Annotated in this window: 18 protein-coding genes; 5 read left to right on the top strand and 13 right to left on the bottom strand. The window is 71.9% G+C overall.

Annotation, left to right across the window (positions count from 1 at the left end; all coding sequences use genetic code 11):
- Positions 1-37: 37 nt before the first annotated feature.
- Positions 38-1,147, top strand: a complete 1,110-nt coding sequence (locus LXN57_RS13855) for an erythromycin esterase family protein (protein ID WP_251798490.1) — start codon at positions 38-40, stop codon at positions 1,145-1,147.
- A gap of 212 nt (positions 1,148-1,359) precedes the next feature.
- Here LXN57_RS13855 and LXN57_RS13860 read toward each other — a convergent pair whose 3' ends face one another.
- The 6 genes from LXN57_RS13860 to LXN57_RS13885 all read right to left on the bottom strand — a co-directional run bounded on the left by LXN57_RS13860 (position 1,360) and on the right by LXN57_RS13885 (position 6,806).
- On the bottom strand, positions 1,360-2,475 hold the full coding sequence (locus LXN57_RS13860; RefSeq protein ID WP_251798491.1) for an alpha/beta fold hydrolase: 1,116 nt from the start codon (positions 2,473-2,475) through the stop codon (positions 1,360-1,362).
- Between the two features lie 155 nt (positions 2,476-2,630).
- Positions 2,631-3,812 (bottom strand): serine hydrolase domain-containing protein, encoded by a 1,182-nt coding sequence (locus LXN57_RS13865; protein WP_251798492.1) that lies wholly within the window; start codon positions 3,810-3,812, stop codon positions 2,631-2,633.
- Positions 3,809-4,708 (bottom strand): hypothetical protein, encoded by a 900-nt coding sequence (locus LXN57_RS13870; protein WP_251798493.1) that lies wholly within the window; start codon positions 4,706-4,708, stop codon positions 3,809-3,811. Before LXN57_RS13870 ends, LXN57_RS13865 begins: the two co-directional genes overlap by 4 nt.
- Before the next feature lie 132 nt (positions 4,709-4,840).
- On the bottom strand, positions 4,841-5,713 hold the full coding sequence (locus tag LXN57_RS13875) for a class I SAM-dependent methyltransferase (RefSeq protein WP_251798494.1): 873 nt from the start codon (positions 5,711-5,713) through the stop codon (positions 4,841-4,843).
- Between the two features lie 304 nt (positions 5,714-6,017).
- Entirely contained in the window at positions 6,018-6,236 is a 219-nt protein-coding gene (locus tag LXN57_RS13880; protein WP_251798495.1) for a helix-turn-helix domain-containing protein, read from the bottom strand.
- An 84-nt stretch (positions 6,237-6,320) separates the two neighbouring features.
- On the bottom strand, positions 6,321-6,806 hold the full coding sequence (locus LXN57_RS13885; RefSeq protein WP_251798496.1) for a GNAT family N-acetyltransferase: 486 nt from the start codon (positions 6,804-6,806) through the stop codon (positions 6,321-6,323).
- A 212-nt stretch (positions 6,807-7,018) separates the two neighbouring features.
- On the opposite strand from LXN57_RS13885, the gene LXN57_RS13890 reads away from it, so the two are divergent.
- Positions 7,019-7,474, top strand: a complete 456-nt coding sequence (locus LXN57_RS13890) for a hypothetical protein (protein WP_251798497.1) — start codon at positions 7,019-7,021, stop codon at positions 7,472-7,474.
- Here LXN57_RS13890 and LXN57_RS13895 read toward each other — a convergent pair.
- Genes LXN57_RS13895 through LXN57_RS13915 form a run of 5 tightly spaced genes read right to left on the bottom strand, consistent with a single transcriptional unit; the run spans position 7,456 to position 11,621 of the window.
- Positions 7,456-8,079 carry a maleylpyruvate isomerase family mycothiol-dependent enzyme gene (locus tag LXN57_RS13895; RefSeq protein WP_251798498.1) on the bottom strand — a complete coding sequence of 208 codons (624 nt, stop codon included), beginning with the start codon at positions 8,077-8,079 and terminating at the stop codon, positions 7,456-7,458. The two genes, LXN57_RS13890 and LXN57_RS13895, sit on opposite strands and share 19 nt — an antisense overlap.
- Before the next feature lie 39 nt (positions 8,080-8,118).
- Positions 8,119-8,853 carry a 3-keto-5-aminohexanoate cleavage protein gene (locus LXN57_RS13900; RefSeq protein WP_251798499.1) on the bottom strand — a complete coding sequence of 245 codons (735 nt, stop codon included), beginning with the start codon at positions 8,851-8,853 and terminating at the stop codon, positions 8,119-8,121.
- Complete coding sequence (locus LXN57_RS13905; RefSeq protein WP_251798500.1) at positions 8,850-9,689, bottom strand: isocitrate lyase/PEP mutase family protein; 840 nt, start codon at positions 9,687-9,689, stop codon at positions 8,850-8,852. Before LXN57_RS13905 ends, LXN57_RS13900 begins: the two co-directional genes overlap by 4 nt.
- 10 nt (positions 9,690-9,699) lie before the next feature.
- On the bottom strand, positions 9,700-10,392 hold the full coding sequence (locus tag LXN57_RS13910) for a PIG-L deacetylase family protein (protein ID WP_251798547.1): 693 nt from the start codon (positions 10,390-10,392) through the stop codon (positions 9,700-9,702).
- A gap of 32 nt (positions 10,393-10,424) precedes the next feature.
- Positions 10,425-11,621, bottom strand: a complete 1,197-nt coding sequence (locus LXN57_RS13915; RefSeq protein ID WP_251798549.1) for an MFS transporter — start codon at positions 11,619-11,621, stop codon at positions 10,425-10,427.
- A 124-nt stretch (positions 11,622-11,745) separates the two neighbouring features.
- Between LXN57_RS13915 and LXN57_RS13920 the strand changes: the two genes are divergently transcribed.
- The gene (locus tag LXN57_RS13920) at positions 11,746-12,186 is read left to right on the top strand and encodes a GGDEF domain-containing protein (protein ID WP_251798501.1); all 441 of its coding nucleotides are present in this window, start codon (positions 11,746-11,748) and stop codon (positions 12,184-12,186) included.
- Here LXN57_RS13920 and LXN57_RS13925 read toward each other — a convergent pair.
- The gene (locus LXN57_RS13925; protein WP_251798502.1) at positions 12,164-13,600 is read right to left on the bottom strand and encodes a nitroreductase family protein; all 1,437 of its coding nucleotides are present in this window, start codon (positions 13,598-13,600) and stop codon (positions 12,164-12,166) included. The genes LXN57_RS13920 and LXN57_RS13925 overlap by 23 nt on opposite strands.
- A 62-nt stretch (positions 13,601-13,662) precedes the next feature.
- Between LXN57_RS13925 and LXN57_RS13930 the strand changes: the two genes are divergently transcribed.
- Positions 13,663-14,061, top strand: a complete 399-nt coding sequence (locus tag LXN57_RS13930; protein WP_251798503.1) for an HIT family protein — start codon at positions 13,663-13,665, stop codon at positions 14,059-14,061.
- A gap of 12 nt (positions 14,062-14,073) precedes the next feature.
- On the opposite strand, the gene LXN57_RS13935 is transcribed toward LXN57_RS13930, so the two are convergent.
- Complete coding sequence (locus LXN57_RS13935; protein WP_251798504.1) at positions 14,074-15,027, bottom strand: cyclase family protein; 954 nt, start codon at positions 15,025-15,027, stop codon at positions 14,074-14,076.
- 268 nt (positions 15,028-15,295) lie between these two features.
- On the opposite strand from LXN57_RS13935, the gene LXN57_RS13940 reads away from it, so the two are divergent.
- Positions 15,296-16,567, top strand: a complete 1,272-nt coding sequence (locus LXN57_RS13940; RefSeq protein ID WP_251798505.1) for a hypothetical protein — start codon at positions 15,296-15,298, stop codon at positions 16,565-16,567.
- The last annotated feature ends 181 nt before the right edge of the window (positions 16,568-16,748 follow it).

Genomic DNA, 16,748 nt, shown 5'->3' on the forward strand with positions numbered 1-16,748 from the left:
CTGTGGACACCGGCGCCAGGCCCTAAGGTCGGACCCCATGCAGATCGACTTCGAACCCCTGGCCGAGCGCATCGGCAACGCCCGAGTCGTCGCCATCGGGGAGTCGGCCCACTTCGTGCGCGAGTACCACGTACTCCGGAAGCAGTTGATCGGCTTTCTGCACGAGCGCTTCGGGTTCGCGACGGTCGCGTTCGAGTCCGGGTTCAGCGAAGGGCTGGCCGTGCGGGAGTGGATGCGCGCCGGCGAGGGCGATCCGCCCGCGGACGGCATGACCTACCGGTTCGGGCGGTCGGCCGAGATGCGCGACCTGCTGCACCTGATGAAACAGCGGGGCATCGACTACTGGGGTCTCGACCTGCCCGGCGACCTGGGCTCGCCCGGGCCGGCGCTCGATCGTCTCGAACGGCTGCCGGGCGCGCCCCGGGGAACCCTTTCCCAGGTACGGCGCCAGGTGGCGAAGTTCGCGTCGGCCTACACGATTCCGGCCTTCTCGGCGTATCGGGAAATGGCGCTCATCGACCGTGACGCGCTGACGCTGGCCTTTGCGGAGGTGAGCGCGCGCCTCGACGCGACGCCCGGACCGGCCGACCCCGTCGCCCGCCACGAGTTGCGCCTGGTCACCCTGCTCGATCAGATGCTGCGGGCCCAGGCCGCCGCCGTCGAGGGTTCGCCCGGATACGCGCGCCTGAACATCCGCGACGGCGCGATGGCCCGCACGGCCGAGTGGATCGTCGAGCGCACGCCGGGCCGGGTGATCATCGCCGCCGCCAACTCGCACATCCAGCGCCGGCACCCCGCGTTCGACGTGCTCGGCACCCACCTGTCGGCGATGCTCGGCGACGACTACGTGGCCATCGGCGTGACGTGCGAGGGCGGCCGGGTGGCGACCCGGCGGCTCGCGCCCGACGCCCCCGCGATGGCGGAGACGGTGGAGGTCGGGCTCGAGCCGCCGGTCGCGGGGAGCATCGAGGCGGCGATGGCGAGTGGGCGGGTCACCATCGCCGACCCGAGCCGGTTCGGCGCCGACCGGATCAGACTGCTCGACACGTACGCCGAGCAACCCGTCGCCGAGGCCTTCGACCTGGTGGCCTGCGTGCCGGTCAGCACGCCGACGGAGCAGGCGATCTGGTCAGGCGGCCGCCCCTAGCCGCGACGGCACCCGCGGCAGGCGAACGTGCGGCAGGCGAACGTGCGGCAGGCGAACGTGCGGCAGGCGAACGTGCGGCAGGCGAACGTGCGGCAGGCGAGCGCGCCGCAGGTGGAGCGGCCTCGACGGGGGCGCCGCAGTTGGAGCGGCCCCGACGCGAGACGCCGCAGGTCGAGCGGCTCCGACGGGGACGCGCCGCCGAGGATCGGGCCTCAGGTGAAGCGGCCGGCGATCCAGTCGGCCACCAGCGTCGTGCTCTGGAAGACCGCGCCGTCGTGGGTGGCGCCTTCGAGCTCGACGAACTGCACCGGCTGGTTGTACGCGGTGAGCTGGGTCAGCAGCGGGCCGGCGGTGATCACGTACGGGACCGCCTCGTCGGCCGTGCCCTGAATCAGCAGGATCGGGGCGCTCGGCGCCTTCTGCGCCGGGTTGGCGTAGCGGGACAGCTTGGTGATCACCGACGGCGGCAGGGCGCCGCCGACCAGCAGTTCCGAGGCGGTCAGGGTCTCGTACGCGGTGAGGATCTCAGTCAGGCAGCCGCTCTGCAGCACCCCGGTGCGCTGCCGGGCGGGGGCCGCGAGCAGCGTGTTCGGGTTGACCGTCGGGTCCACCGCCTGCAGCCCGAACAGGGCCATCACCAGGTAGCCCTGCGCCGGCGTGCCGGGGATCAGCGGCGCGAACAGGTCGGCGTTGGAGACCGGGGCGATCGACGAGACGCCGCGCAGGGAGAGCGCGCCGTCGTACGAGGGCGCGAGCTCGTTGGCGAACAGCGCGCCCTGCCCACCCTGCGAGTGGCCGTCGATCACGTACTGGGTGCTGAGCGCGCTGTCGAGGTTGCGGGCCGCCTTGACGCTGTCGATCATCGATCGCCCGGCGCTTGCGCCGACCAGGTACGGGTGGGCCTGCAGCGTGCCGAGGCCGGGATAGTCGGGCGCGGTGACCGTCCAGCCACGCTGCAGCAGGACGGCGATCGCGGCCCTCGCCTCGGGCCAGAAGACGGCCTGGCTCGCCGAGGGCGCGCACTGGTCGGCCAGCCCGGTCGTGCCGTGTCCCCACACGACCGTACGGTTCTTCTTGTTCGTCTTCGGGGTCAGAATCAGGCCGGTGGCGGCAATGGGCAGGCCGTACACATTGGACGACACATACGAAATGCGCCTACCGTTCGCGAGCGGCGCCAATTCGGCCGGAAGGGCGGCCGCGGCGCTGGTGAGAACGGCTCCCGCCAGTACGGCGGCGCGGGCCGGCTTACCGGGCGCGAGCGTGGCCGAAACGGCGAGCAGAACAATCAGAATGGACGCGAGAACGTTTCTTCTCAGGGCAGGGTTCACCGATGTTTCCTTTCGAAGGGAAAGAGCACAGGCAGAATCGTTCGCGCCGCCCGGGCGGGCGGCGCGAACACCGTGCGAGGGGTTCAGAAACCGGCCGGACCTGGCCGCGCGGGGCCAGGTCCGGGCAACGTGGTGCGACCGGTCAGTAAAGGGAGCTAGCGCGTGGCGAAGTGGTCGGCTACGCGGCGGAGGGCGGCGACGGTCTCGGCGTCGCGGCGCTCGTCGTCCTGCGTGGGCCACGCGCTGCATTTCACGATGACGACCTCGGCCGTCGGATCGACGAACAGGTACTGGCCGTGAACGCCGAGGCCGGTGAAGGCGTTGTAGCACTCCGGGCCGAGGGTCCACCACTGGTTGCCGTACCCGTAGTGGGCGTAGCCGCTGGGGCCGAGCGCACCCACCGCGAGATGCGGGCGGTCGTCGCCCCGGCTGCGGCGCACCCACTCGCTGGGCACGATCCGCTCGCCGTTGAAGACGCCGTCACCGGCCATGAGCAGGCCGACGCGGGCGACGTCGCGGGCGGTCGCGTTGAGCGAGCCGGCGCCGATCGCCGTGCGGGGCCGGCTGCGGGTGAGCCAGTAGTACGCGTCGCGTTCGCAGCCCAGCTTCTGCCAGAGGCGCTCCGAGGCGTACGCCGCCAGGCTCTGACCCGTGGCCGCCTCGAGGACCCAGCCGAGAATCTGCGTGTCGAAGGTGGAGTAGTTGAAGCGCTCACCGGCCGGCGCGGTCCGCGTTGCCGCGCGGACCACGTCGGCGATGTCGCCACCTCCCATCACGGCTTGCTCGAAGCGTTTGATGCCGCTGTCGGAGACCTCCCAGGTCTCCAGGTCGCCCACGCCGGTCGTCATGTCGAGCAGTTCGGCGATCGTGTTCTCCTCGTACGCCGTACCGAGGAAGTCGGGCCGGTAGTCGGTGATCCGGTCTTTCTCGCTGCCGATGGCGCCGTCGTGCAGGGCGATGCCGAACAGGATCGACATGACGGACTTCGACACCGAGAACAGCTGCATGCGGGAGCGCGGCCCGGTGAAGGCGCCGGGGTAGGTCTCGTGCACGATCGTGCCGCGGTGCAGCACGACGAACGCGGTGGTGTGGGTGTGACGGTGCAGCTCGGCCAGCGTGTGGTCGCGGCCGTCGAACCGGAAGGTCGGGGGAAGCGGCTGGATGTCGACCGGCAGGGGGATCGCGGGGCCCCCACTGGCGACGCGTTCCGTCGGCATCAGCCAGTTCATGTGAGTGAACGTCCACTCGTTGAACGGCCGGCGCATGATCAGATCGCCCTGCTTGTCCCACCAGGAGGGCTCCCGGTTTCCGGCGGGCCTCTCCGTGGTACTCGTCATGTCGGTCCCCCGTTGTTGTTCACATTGTTGTTCGCCGACCGTTCGAACAGCTCGCGCAAGGTCAGGCCGGACGGCTCGTCGATGGGTTCCAGGTAGGCGGCCATCAGGCCGAGCACGCCCTTGCCGACCAGGTTCTCGGTGGGGCCGTGGTCGGCGATGTCCACCGTCGGGTCGCCCAGGTGCCGCACGGCCAGACCCTCGGTGACCGCGGCCAGCAGATTGCTGAACTCCTGGATCGTGATGCCGGGGCGCAGCCGGTAGCCGCGCGCGGCGATCGTCTCCTCGTAGATCTTCATCCACGGCTCGAGCGCGCCCGCGTAGTTGTTGGCGATCGAGTTGCGGATGCCGTCGTTGCGGTGCGCCGTCGCCACCATGATCAGCTGCAGCTTGAACAGCGGCATGCGGCACAGCGCCATCAGCTCGTGGTAGCTGGACCGGTCGACCGCGTCGACGAAGCTCTCGTCGGTGGCCAGCCAGTCGCCACGCGTCTCGACGTCGGCCCCGTACTGCGGGTCGTAGTTGATGGCGTGCAGCATGAACGCGAGCAGGTCGTTGAGGTAGTCGTCGTGGCTGGCCCAGGTCGACCGGTAGGGGCCGGCGCCCTTCTGCCGCAGGAACGGCAGCTCCAGCTCTTCGACCTCGGCCGAGAGCGCCCGCTCGGTCAGGAAGCTCAGGCCCGACCAGTACTGCTTGCGGCCGTCGCCGGTGGCGGTGGCGGGCCGCTGGGCGCCGAGGTTGCGCTCGATCAGATTGGCGCCGGCCTTCAGGTACGACGCCACCTTGAGCGAGTTGACCAGGGCGGCACGGGTCGACTCGCGCACTCCCTTGACGCGGGTCACGATCCCCGAGAAGTCCGCGCAGTACGGGTAGGGCAGATCCTTCTTGCCGTACGTCATGCAGGTGATTGTTGTCGGAATCCTCGGACCTTCAAGTGCGCACGTGCGTAGTACTCGCAGGCTAGGCCTTCGGGCATTTAGCACGCACGATCTGTGACCGATCAGTCGCGCTCCGTGGATTTTCCCAGCTCGTCAGGGGTGCAAAGCGCGGAGGTACGCGGTGGCGAGCGTACGCCGCGTAGGGGTGCCTGACTGGGCAAGTTGCATCATCCGCGTGTCGAGACGCTCACACTCCGCCTCGGACAGGGCCGCCCGCATCGCCTCGCCGTACGTCGGCGCCAGCGGATTGGGCGAGGCGTTCTTGAGCGCTTCCCAATCGGCGATCGGCTCGGCCGGCACGTCGAGCTGGGCCCGGTAGTCGACCTCGATGCCGTCGAAGCCCGCCTCGGCCGCCCAGCGCAGCAGGTCACGTTCGTCGAAGTCGGTCATCGGGTTCTCGCCGCGCCGGGCCCCGTCGCGGTAGACGGCGACCACTTTGGCCAGCAGATCGGCGACCTCCGGATCCCGCAGCCCGAACAGGCTGTCCGGGCGGTGCTCGAGCAGGAAGCGGTTGATCGGCTCGAAGATGGAGAGCCGGCCGCCGGGCCGCAGCACCCGGAAGAATTCCTGGAAGGCCTGCGCCTTGCGCTCGCAATAGATGAGCACCGAGCGGGTGGTGACGACATCGACGGAACTGTCGGGAACGGCTGCGAGGTCTTCGGCCGGCGCGTGCACAAAACTGCACCGCTTGTCGTCGCCGGCCCGGTGGCGGCATTCCTCCAGCCCCGCCTCCGAGACGTCGCTGAAGATGACGTGCCCGTCCGGGCCGAGCCGGTCGAGGGCGCCGAAGGCGATCAGGCCGGTGCCCGCGCCGACATCGAGAACCGTGTCGGTGGGCGCGAGCGCCGCCCGGTCGAGCACCTCGTCGCGGAAGACCTCCAGCGCGGTGGCGTGTTCCGCCCGCAGTGCGGCGTTGCCGCCGTCGCGGCGCGTCAGCAGCCACCGCGTCCACTCGTCCGAACCCATCGGATCACCGTAGGGCACGACATCTCTCGATGGGTGAGACATACGCGGGAGGCAATGGAAACGTGATCAGTGAGGTGATCGTCAGGCTCCGGCCACAGTGGGCCCGGCCCAGGTCGGTCCGGCCCACGTCGGCCCGGCCCAACCCGCCGGCGCCCCGTCCCAGTTCGTGCCGGCGACGATCGTGTCCGTGCCCGTGACGCCCTGCCGGCGAGAGCCGCGCCACCCACCCCGGCGCCGAGCAGGACCGCGCCGAACATCGCGGCGCCCGTGCCGAGCGTGATCAGGCTGCGGCGTGCGAATCGGTTCATGATGGTGTCCCCGTTCCATCGAAGGTTCGCCCCGGCCGGAACGTGACCCCGCCCAGGTCGGCCAGCGTCACCACCACCTCCCACGGCGGCAGCGCCTGCCCGGTGAAGTAGCGGGACAAAGACGAGTCGCTGACGTGCACCTTCAAGCTGAGCTCGCGCAGCGTGAGACCTGCCTCGCCGCGCAATCCACGCAGTTCGCCAACCAGAGCATCCATCGCGATTCCTTCCCCCGAACGTCCGCGATGGCGTCCATTGTGAGCCGGAACCCAAGATCCCGCGCCCCGGCCGGCCCAACAAGGTCAGCCGGACAGATCGAGGACGTGCCGGACGCACGGCTGCCCGCCGCGCTCGACCTCGCCGACCGGCACGAAGCCCGTGGCCCGCAGCACAGCCCGCGACGCACCGTTGCGGATCTCGGCGTCGGCGATCAGCCGCACGAGCCCGTAGCCGCCCCGGGCGAGCGCGATCACCTGCCGTACGCCCGCGCGGGCGACGCCGCGACCCGACGACGCCTCGGCGACCCGGAATCCGAGCTCGGCCACCCCGTCGACCACGTCGAAGAGGTTGAACCGGCCCACCACCCGGCCGTCGTCGTCGAGGAGGACATGGAAGTGGCAGATGCCCTCGGCCTGCTCGGCGAGCAGCGCCGCGTGCTGGTCGGCGAAGTGCAGGAAGTACTCGTCGCCGCGATCACGCACCGAGCGGGCGAAGTAAGCGCGGTTCTCGGCTTCGAAGCTCAGCAGCGCCGGCGCGTGCCCTTCCGTCAGCCTCTCCAAGGTCAGCACCCGGTTACTGCTCCTATCCCGGCCCACCCACCCTGGGGGCCACCACCCTACGGCGGCGAAGTCACATGCGGCGGCGACTTGTCCGCAACCGGCGTCGCAGCCTACGCCCGCGTCCCGAAGTCATCCCCAGGGACTCGGCCAGGGTGATGACCGGCTCGACCCGCACCAGCGACCGGCGACGCTGGAACGAGCCACAACGAGAGGGAATCACCATGCCGACCATCCGCATGCACGCCGTCACCACCGCCACCCCCGAGCAGTTCCTCGCCGGCCTGACCGACTTCGGCCCCGGGCGCAAGCAGCTGTTCGGCAACAGCGACGACGCCAACCTGGTGCTGCACGAGAAGAGTGACACCCGCGCCGACGTCACCGAGGGCGCCGGCGGCGTCTGGGAGCGCCTGCACTACGACTGGTCGAACCCTCGGCGCATCACCATGCGGACCGTCGACTCGAACGTCTGGGGCGGCGCCTCCGGCCACACCTACACCCTGTCACCGCGGCCCGACGGCACGACCGCCGTCGACGCCGTTGTCGTCCGGGAGGGTAAGAACGTCAAGGGCAAACTGATCGGCCTGCTGCTCGGCTCGGTCGGCAAGGGCGCCCTGACCAAGGCCTTCGCCAACTCGGTCAAGGCCATCGAGGCCCGCGATCACACGGCGCGCGCCTGAAGGATCTCGACGCCGGGTCCGGTCAGCTCGGGGTGGTACGCCCGGCGCCCGGCCAGGGCCATGGTGATGGCCAGCGTCGTGCCGGTGACGAGCGGCCCCGATCCGCTGGCGAAGGGGCCGTCGGTCGCCTCGAGCCGCAGCCCCCGGGCGGCCTTGCGGCTGTTCACGGTGAAGTCGCGCGCCACGAAGAACCTCGCCACCTCGGTCACCGACTCGATCCGCGCCGAGGGGGGCAGTCCGAGCGGCTTGCGGATGTCCTCCCCGTGCACCACGACCTCGCCCAGCCAGGCCGGCAGGTGCTTCGAGGCCGCCGTGGTGCTGGTGACCACCTGCCGGAACCGGTCGAGCGTCTCGGGCGGAGTCGCACCCCGGTGTTCTTCGAGCCGGCGCCGGTTGTGCCGGTCGGCGTCGAAGCGGGCGCCGACGATGCTCCGGATCCACCGCAGCGATCCGATGCTCGCGCCGGCCGTCAGATGGGCCACGACCTCGTCGACGGTCCACTCGCCGCACAGCGACTGCTGCCGCCACTGCTGCTCGCTCAGCCCGGCCAGGTCGTCGGCCAGGGCCGCGCGCTCGGCATGGATGGCCGCCCAGAGGTCCCGCATCGCATGATCGTAACCGCCGGGCCGAGTGCGCCCGGGTCGTCATCCGGTCCGGAGGGCCACTGCCGCCCGTACGAGGTCGGCGTTGGAAGTGGCCGTGCTGCCGTCCGGCAGCAGCAGCGAGTCCTCGAAGCCCACGCGCGTGTCGTGGCCCCGGCGGAAGGCGTCGCGGACCAGGGGCCACGTCCAGTCGTTCATGCCGTGGGTCAGCCGCGGGCAGGTCGAGCCGGCCTCGTCGAGCAGGTCGTTGACCCGCTGGGCCACGGTCTCGGGCGGGCCCTCGAGGAAGTAGGGCTCGCCGGCGTCGAGTTCGATGCTGACCCGGGCCGCCCGCGGCAGCAGCCCCGACGCCAGCAGCGCGGGCATCTCGGCCGGCGACCACAGGCCGACGTCGATGCCGATGCCGACGTCGAGCAGGGACCGCATGACCTCGTCGAACCCGTCCTCGGACAGGTTGACGGTGGCCACGTCGACGCCCTCCCACTCGCGGATCATCGCGATCCGGTCGGCTCGTTCGGGCACGATCCAGGCGCCGGTGGTGAGGCCGACCTCGACCGGGCCGCCGGCCACCTCGCGTACCCGCCGGCAGGTCTCGTTCACGAACGCCGGGTCGAGCGTCTCGGCGCCCGACTCGTCGCGCACGTGCAGGTGGACGCCGGTGGCTCCGGCCGCGAAACACTCGCGCGCCTCGTCGACGACCTCGTCCAGCGAGACGGGCATCGCCGGGTGCGCGTCCTTGCCCCAGGGCCCGTTCGGCGTCACCTGCAACATGGTCATGACCCCAGACTGGCCGAAGCCGGCTGATCCCCGCCACCCGGCGAGCCGGACGACGAGCGCGGCGACGAGCCCGGCGTGGAGGCGGCCGAGAGGGCGGCGAAGACGGCCCAGGGCATGCGCTCGACGTCGTCGGCGGAGCCGTCCTCGGCGATCGAGCGGTAGGCCTGCGAGGCGGCGCGGACGGCGGCCAGCAGCGCGGCCAGCGGGTGCAGGACGAGGCGTACGCCCAAGGCCGCGAGGTCCGCGTCGGCCAGGGTGGGTGCGGCGGGTCCGGCTTCGGTGCGCGACAACACCAGTGGCACGCCGGGGAGCGCGGCCTTGAGACGGAAGAGTTCCTCCGGCGTACGCACCCCGGCCGGCAGCACCGCGTCAGCGCCCGCCTTCGCGTACGCCCGGCAGCGCTCGACGGCCGTGTCGAGCCCACCCGTCGCGTACGCCGTGGTCCGCGCGATGACCGCGACGTCCGGCGCCTGCCGGGCCATCGCCGCGACGTGACCGCCGTCGTGATCCGTCAGCACCAGCGCCGAGATCCCGGCCCGCTGATAGGCCAGGGCCGTCCACGCGGCGTCCTGCGCGGTGTCGAAACCGGCACCCGCGTCGGCCATCAGCGGCACCCCGTCGAGGACCGGCGCGAGGGTGGCCGCCCGGTCGGCGATCTGGGTGGCCGGCACGTAATCGACGTCCGGCCGTCCCATCATGACCGCGGCCACCGCGTTCTTCGAGAGGTAGACCGCCCGGTGACCCGCGTGCACGGCCAGCGTGGCGCTCAGCGGATCGTGCACCCCCGGCACGTGGGTCACACGGGCGGCGGCGAGCAACTCTCGAAAGGCGTTCATGAACAACTATTTAACGCGGTCCCCGCCCGCGCTCGACGAAGGCCTCGTCCGCGACCCACTCGGCGTACCGTTCGCGGCCCATCGCACCGATCAGCGCCGCCGTCTGGCTCCGCTGGGCGGCCAGGGCCCGCACCTTGAGCTCGGTCGTGTTCGGGTCGAGCACCAGGTCGATCGCGAGGTCGCCGTCCGGAACCACCACCGGGTAGCCCGGGTAGAAAACGTTCAGCCCGTCGTTCAGGGGCGCCCAGCGCCGGGCCCAGCGCTCGCCGACCACACTCTGCAGCAGCCGCGCACCCGCCGGAGCGGCCTGGTCGAACGCGTCGGCGGCCCAGACCGCGACCGTACGGTGATCCGTGTGACCGGTGTTGCCGTCCGGCCCGAAGGTCAGCACGGTGTCCGGCCGCACCTCGCCGATCAGCGCCGCGAGCTTGCCGACCGCCTCCGCCACCGGCACCCCCGCGCAGCCGCCGTCCGGGTAGTCGAGCCAGTGATGCTCGCGCACCCCCAGAACCCCCAGGCAGCGGTCGAGTTCCCGCCGGCGCTCGGCCGCCGAGCCGGCCAGCTCCCCACACGTGGCCGTCACGCACACCACCCGCTGTCCCCGGGCGGCCGCCATCGCCATGATCCCGCCCGACAGATACGCCTCGTCGTCCGGATGCGCCCAGATGCCGAGGATCGTGCCCAGCTCGCCGACGTCGAACATGCTTCTCGTCCCTCCTCCAGTCGCGACGAGCATCAGCGACGCCGCTTGCGGTTCGCTTGCCAACCGCTTGCGGAGCGCCGGACCAGGACGACGGCCACCACCGGCAGCGCGGCACACATCGTCAGCGCTGCCCGGAATCCGGCCCCGTCCGCGACGACTGCCACGGCCAGCCCGCAGCCGATCGTCCCCACGTAGTCGACCTGGGCCAGCAGCGAGTGGACCGTGGCCCGTACGTCAGGGGCGGCCCGGCCGTTGACCCAGATCATGCCGAGGCTGCGGGCGAGCGGAAGCGCCCCCGCGGCGACCAGCACGGCCAGGCTGCCGGTGATCGCGTCGGGCGCGAACGCCAGACCCAGGACGCCGGCCGTGGCGATCGCGCAGGAGGCCGCGTACTTGCGGCCGATGGTGCTGAGCTCGCCGATGTGGCGCAGCGCCTCCGAACCGGCGAGGCAGGTGACGACCCCCAGCCCGGTGAACCAGAGAACCGGATCGAGCCCGGGCGCGAGCTCGGCCAGCCGCAGGGGATAGATCCGTCCGAAGGCGCCGGCCACACCGTTGACCAGCAGGGTCGCGGCGAAAACGGCGATCAGCACCCGGCTGCCGAGCACCAGCCGAACCCCGCCGCCCAGGATCGACCAGGCCGCCCGCCACCGCCGGGCAGGCACGGCTACGAACTGCCGTTCGGGAAAACCGGCGGCGACCCCGAGACCCAGGACCAGCATGGCCGCCCCGGCCAGGATCATCGCCGGGCCGCGGCCGATGATCCACGCCAGGCCGCCCAGTGCGGCCAGACCGGCGACCGTGCCGGTGAGCTGAGCCCGCTCGGCCCGGAGGAGCACCACCGGGACCCGGGCCGGGTCGCCGAGCTCGTCGCTGATCCAGGCCACGTCGGCGCCGCCGGCGACCGCCCACGACAGGCCCCACAGCATCTGCGTGGCCACCAGCGCCGGGAAGTCGCCGGCCATCCCGGTGGCGAGCATGGCCGTCCCCATCAGCAGGTGCGAGACGACCAGCGACCATTTGCGGCTGACGGTGTCGGCCAGCACCCCGGCCGGGATCTCCAGCACGAGCCCCACCAGGGCCTGGGCGACCCCGATCAACACCAGCTGCGAGGCGGTCAGGTGCGCGTCGACCACCAGATAGACGCTGGTGACCAGCCACCACCCGCGATGCAGCACGGCCCGGCACCAGATCCACCGCACGTACCGGGCGCTGAAATCCGCGGTCATCCCGCGTTACTACGCTCTTTCGCCGTTGCCCACGACCAGGTTTCGGGACCGGCCGATCCCTCAAGTGGGCTCCGCCGCACCCGATGGTGCGCAGACCGGGATCGGCGCAGTCGTGAGGGGGACCATGGACATCCGGAAGTGGCGTTTCCGCCGTGCCGCGACGCGTGCCCTGTCCGGCCGCCATTACACCGCCGTCGTGATGATCGACGTGGTGCAGCCCGTGCCCTCGCAGTTCCAGCGGATCCTGAGCAGCTGCGTCCCGCCGTCGGGCCAGGTGTGCCGGCTCGGCGCCGACGAGTTCGCGGTGCTGCTGCCGGATCTGGCCTTTCCCGAGCAGGCGTACGACGTGGCCGGCGGCATCGCCTCGGCGTTGAGCCCGGTCATCGCCGATGGCCGGCTGGTGCCCCTGGCCGCGGCCATCGGCGTCGCCGTCTCGGCCCCGGGCGAGCTGACCCGCGACGAACTCGTCGACCGGGCCCGGCAGGCCATGCGCCGCGCCCAGCAGGTCGGCCCGCAGACCCGCTGGGCCGTGTGGCAGGAAGTCAGTCCACCATTCGCGGCATGACCGCGCGCACGTCGACCGGCGCACCCGGCCGGCCACCGGGCCGCGCCTCGTACTCGGGCACGCCCACACACGTGAACAGCAGCGTGACCAGATCGCCGGGCTCGTGCAGCAGCGCGGGCACCTCGGAATCCAGGAACGTCATGCCGGTCGCGCTCGCTCCCACGGCGTACGCGGCCAGGTGCAGCCGCCCCTCGACCAGCCCCGCCGCGAGCTGCGCGGCGCGGTAGCCGCGGTCGTCCAGGCTCCCGGCGCGCACGGCCGCGATCACCACGTACGCCGCTTCGGCCGACAGCGACTGGCCGAGCGACACCCGCTCCAACTCCGAGCGCAGGTCACCCGTCGCGATCGGGTCGCCCAGATCCGGCCAGCGGTAGATGCCCGGCTCGACGCCGTCCACGGCGTGCACGGCCACCCAGTGCGGCACGTCGATGCCCCGCAGAGCGGCCGCCATCGGCCAGTCCAGAGCCTCCCGGGGCAGCGACTGCGACCGGTCCATGCGCCGCTGCGACCCGCGCCGGCGGACCACGGCGTCAACCGTCTCGACCGTCCCGGGCGCCGCCACCTCGTCACCGATCGGCCACGGGCCACCCAGAACCGTGCCGTCGCCGGCCCGCTGCGCCGCCGTCACCAGCGGGAACTCGACCGGCGGCAGCTCACCGGCCGCAGCCGCCCCCGTCGCCTCGACCGCGGGAGCGCCCGCCCCGAACGTCAGCAACGCCAAGGGGAACTCGTGCACGCCGTCGGCGCCGACCAGATCGCGGACCGCGTCGTCGGGGAAGCCGGTGCGCAGGCGCGGATCGAGCCCGGCCGACGCAGCCGCCGCCTCGAGCTGGGACAACAGGGTGCCCGCGTCCCAGTACAGGTGCCGGAAACCGCGTTCTCGGTAGCGCCACCCCGTCCGCCACGGAACGCCGGTGACCACCAGGGTGGTCGCGTCGCCGCGCGCCGCCGGCCCGAGCCGCACCAGGGAGTGCGCCACCGGGTCGTACCAGTGAACGCCGTCCTCGACCCCGGCCACCCCGCGCGTCACCGCGTACACCTCCAGCGGGAAACGCGCCCCGGCCGAGCCGGAAGCACGGAAGAGCCAGGACTGCCCGTTGCGGTCGGACGTGCGGACCACACCGGCGCCGAGGAAGAGCACGCGACCCAACTGGGCGGCATCGAGCGGCTGCGGCGGCGAGACCATTCCCGACAGTACGGCGGCCGCCGGCACCCCGGGATCCGGCAGATCCCGGGGCAGAGGCAGGGTGGGCAGCTCGTCCGGGTACCGCTTGACCTGAGGCGGAAGCGTCTCGGGATCGTTCGACTTCAGATCCTGCCGCACCCGGGGGTCATCCGGCGGGACCTCCCACTCGCGCCCGGGGGAGTACGAAGTCAGCACGTGCAGCAGGCCGGCGCCCGAATCGAGGTCCACATCCACACTCTGCCAGTCCGCACGCCTTAAGGTGGGGGGCCAGCTCAGCGGAAAGGCAGACGATGGCGACCATCTTCACGCAGATCATCAACGGCGACATCCCGGGCCGGATGATCTGGACCGACGACCGGGTGGCCGCGTTCCTCACCATCGCCCCGCTGACGGCCGGGCACACGCTGGTCGTGCCCCGCGACGAGATCGACGACTGGACCCAGCTGTCGCCCGAGTTGCTGGGCCACGTCATGGCGGTGAGTCATCGGGTCGGGGCCGCGTTGAAGAAGGCGTACGAGGCCCCGCGGGTGGGGTTGGTCATCGCGGGCTTCGAGGTGCCGCACGCGCACGTTCACGTGTTCCCGGCCTGGGAGATGGCCGATTTCGACTTCGCCCGGGTCGATCCGAATGTTCCCGGGACGCGGCTCGACGACGATCAGAAGCGGATTCTCGCCGCGCTCGAGGACTGAGCGAGTTCCCGGTCAGAACGTCGCGATCGGATTGACGGGGCTGCCGGAGGTGCCGGCCAGGCGTAGCGGGGCCAGCGCGAGCTGGAAGTCCCACTGCTCGAGCTCGGCGGCGGTCGCCGCGCAGGCTTCCAGGTCGCAGTTGTCCAGCAGCCACAGGCCCATCGCGACCAGGCTCACGGCGTGGACCGGCATCAGCACGTCGCCGTAACCGGACGGCTGGACCTCCTGGGGAGAGTCCGCGCCGATCAGTGCGACGCCGCGCTCGTGCAGCCACGGCAGGCAGGACGCGTGCCAGCCGGGCTGGGTGAAACCGGCGGTGACACGGGACTCGTGGCGGGCGCGGGCGTGACCGGTCCGCAGCAGCACCGCGTCGCCGGGGCGCACCTGGACACCCTGGCGACGTTCGGCCTCGTCCAGGTCGTCGGGAAACACGCCCTGGCCCGGCTCCAGCCACGGAACGTCGCGAACCCGTGCGATGTCCAGCAGCACGCCGCGCGTGACGATTCCGTTCGCCGCGGCCGTGACGGCGCCCCACGCCGATCCTGTCGTGGCCCCGACCAGCTCGTGGGACCGGCCGTTGTACATCCGGCCGTCCCAGAAGATGTGGCAGGGCGAGTCGAGGTGGGTGAGGGTGTTGCCGTGGAACGTGATGCCCAGGCGTTCCGAGGAGAAGCCCCAGTGCCGGTCGGCGTGGAAGGCGGGCGGCATGCTCTCGGCGCCCGGCATGTCGGCGGCGCACGGGCACGTCGTCGTCGACCGCTCCATGTCGTCGGGTGCCGCAAGCTCCCACGCGCATGAAACGCTGCGACCGTGGCGCACGGCCCGCGCCGCCGCCAGCCGGACGTCGTCGGTGATGTGGTTCAGGGTTCCGAGCTCGTCGTCGTCGCCCCACCGTCCCCAGTTCGACAGCGCGCCGAAGTAGCCGAGCACGTCGTCCTGCGTGGGCGTCGGTCGCCCGGGCGTCATCACCATCGACTCCTCCGGTCACGCGGTTCGAGGCACCGACGGCAGGTTAGCCCGCCGCCGGGCCGCCGCTCACCACACACGCCGACGCGTCCCTTGCTACCTCACCCTGCGCGCGGCATCAATGTCGGCCGTGCTGCCGGCGGTATGGATGCAATGACGTTGTTGGCGGATCGTGGGGACGGGCGGGCACGAGGACCGCTGAGCGGGTGAGACTACGGCGTGACCCCGACTGGTCCACGGTGGACCAGTCGGACGGGAGGTGGTCGCCATGCTCGTGCGGAGTTTGCTGACCGGAGTGCTGATCGCCGGGGCCCTGGCGGCGCCGGCCGGAGCCGCGGCCCGCGGGCCGGTGCTCGACCCGTTGTTCGGCTCGGGCGGCTGGGTCACGGCCGACTACGGCGGCGGTGACTACGTGCGTGACGTCGCCCTGCAGCCCGACGGCAAAATCATCGCGGTCGGCAACGGCAACGAGGGTTACTTCCTGATCGAGCGGCGCCTGCCGAACGGCGCGCTCGACGACTCGTTCGGCACGTCCGGGGTGGTCGTCACCGATGTCGACCCCGACTCGTACTGGGACGACCCGATCGCGGTGACGCTACAGCCGGGCGGCCGCATCCTGGTGGCGGGGACGGTCTCGTGGGCCGGGTCCTCGCAGCTGGCGCTTGTTCGGTACCTCGCCGACGGCAGCATCGACCCCTCGTTCGGCGCCGACGGCCGGCTCTTCCCGGCGCTCGGCGACGCCGTCTACGGCACCCGGCCCGCGGGCCTGGTGCAGCAGCCCGACGGCAAGATTCTGCTGGGCGTGAGCGCCGCGACCAACGACGGCAGCGCCCCGCCCGTCCTGCTGCGCCTGCTGCGCAGCGGCGCCGCCGACCCCACGTTCGGCGCCGGTGGCGTGGTGCGCGTCGACCTGGGTCCGAACGAGTTCGAGTCGGTCACCACCATCGCCCTCGCTCCCGGCGGCGACATCGTCGTGGCCGGCGCCAGCAGCTACTGGAGTACGCTGCCCGAACCCACCGCCGACGTGCTGGTGGCCCGCTTCACGCCCCGCGGCCGGCTCGACCCCTCGTTCGGCGCCGGCGGCCGGGTGATCCGCGACCTGACCGGCCCCCAGGCCATCGACGGCTCGGCCGGCCTGGCCGTCGGACGGGACGGCCGGATTCTGCAGACCGTCTGGACCCAGAAGGACGACATCCGCCGCGACGGCATGCTGCGCTACCTGCCCAACGGCAAGCCGGACCGTTCGCTGGGCCGCGACGGCTTCACTTACGTCGCGGGCCCCACCACGTCCCCGGTGCTCCGCCCCAACGGCCGCATCACGGCCACCGGCTCGATCGGCGGCGACATCGCCTTGGTCCAGTACCGCTCCGACGGCAGCCTCGACCCGGCCTTCGGCATCCGCGGCAGGGTGACCACCGACCTGGGCGGCTACGACCGCGGCAACGTCCTGAAGATTCAGCCCGACGGCCGCCTCCTGATCGGCGGCAGCGCCGGAGTCCAGGGTGGCGACGCCTTCGCCCTGGTCCGCTACCTCCCGTAGCCCGAACCGGTCCACGCTCCGTTCCCACCGCACACGTCCACCGCACCCCGACCCGCTCCGAGGCGGCGACCCCGCCAGGTCGCTGTCTCGGAGCGCCCCCAAGGCCGCTTCGGTCGGCAGCGCCCGGGCGGGCACCGAGCCGCGCCGGCACGGTCCGAGCCGTGCCGGCACGGTCCGAGCC

It is taken from the genome of Paractinoplanes hotanensis, from assembly GCF_023717965.1.
In the GTDB taxonomy this organism is placed as follows: Bacteria; Actinomycetota; Actinomycetes; order Mycobacteriales; family Micromonosporaceae; genus Actinoplanes; species Actinoplanes polyasparticus.

Excerpts from the sequence above, each read along its gene's own strand:
- LXN57_RS13940 (WP_251798505.1), top strand. The coding sequence starts at position 15,296 with ATGCTCGTGCGGAGTTTGCTGACCGGAGTGCTGATCGCCGGGGCCCTG.
- LXN57_RS13870 (WP_251798493.1), bottom strand. The coding sequence starts at position 4,708 with ATGACGTACGGCAAGAAGGATCTGCCCTACCCGTACTGCGCGGACTTC.
- LXN57_RS13920 (WP_251798501.1), top strand. The coding sequence starts at position 11,746 with ATGGACATCCGGAAGTGGCGTTTCCGCCGTGCCGCGACGCGTGCCCTG.
- LXN57_RS13855 (WP_251798490.1), top strand. The coding sequence starts at position 38 with ATGCAGATCGACTTCGAACCCCTGGCCGAGCGCATCGGCAACGCCCGA.
- LXN57_RS13930 (WP_251798503.1), top strand. The coding sequence starts at position 13,663 with ATGGCGACCATCTTCACGCAGATCATCAACGGCGACATCCCGGGCCGG.
- LXN57_RS13865 (WP_251798492.1), bottom strand. The coding sequence starts at position 3,812 with ATGACGAGTACCACGGAGAGGCCCGCCGGAAACCGGGAGCCCTCCTGG.
- LXN57_RS13875 (WP_251798494.1), bottom strand. The coding sequence starts at position 5,713 with ATGGGTTCGGACGAGTGGACGCGGTGGCTGCTGACGCGCCGCGACGGC.
- LXN57_RS13880 (WP_251798495.1), bottom strand. The coding sequence starts at position 6,236 with ATGGATGCTCTGGTTGGCGAACTGCGTGGATTGCGCGGCGAGGCAGGT.
- LXN57_RS13915 (WP_251798549.1), bottom strand. The coding sequence starts at position 11,621 with ATGACCGCGGATTTCAGCGCCCGGTACGTGCGGTGGATCTGGTGCCGG.
- LXN57_RS13905 (WP_251798500.1), bottom strand. The coding sequence starts at position 9,689 with ATGAACGCCTTTCGAGAGTTGCTCGCCGCCGCCCGTGTGACCCACGTG.
- LXN57_RS13895 (WP_251798498.1), bottom strand. The coding sequence starts at position 8,079 with ATGCGGGACCTCTGGGCGGCCATCCATGCCGAGCGCGCGGCCCTGGCC.
- LXN57_RS13935 (WP_251798504.1), bottom strand. The coding sequence starts at position 15,027 with ATGACGCCCGGGCGACCGACGCCCACGCAGGACGACGTGCTCGGCTAC.
- LXN57_RS13900 (WP_251798499.1), bottom strand. The coding sequence starts at position 8,853 with ATGACCATGTTGCAGGTGACGCCGAACGGGCCCTGGGGCAAGGACGCG.
- LXN57_RS13910 (WP_251798547.1), bottom strand. The coding sequence starts at position 10,392 with ATGTTCGACGTCGGCGAGCTGGGCACGATCCTCGGCATCTGGGCGCAT.
- LXN57_RS13890 (WP_251798497.1), top strand. The coding sequence starts at position 7,019 with ATGCCGACCATCCGCATGCACGCCGTCACCACCGCCACCCCCGAGCAG.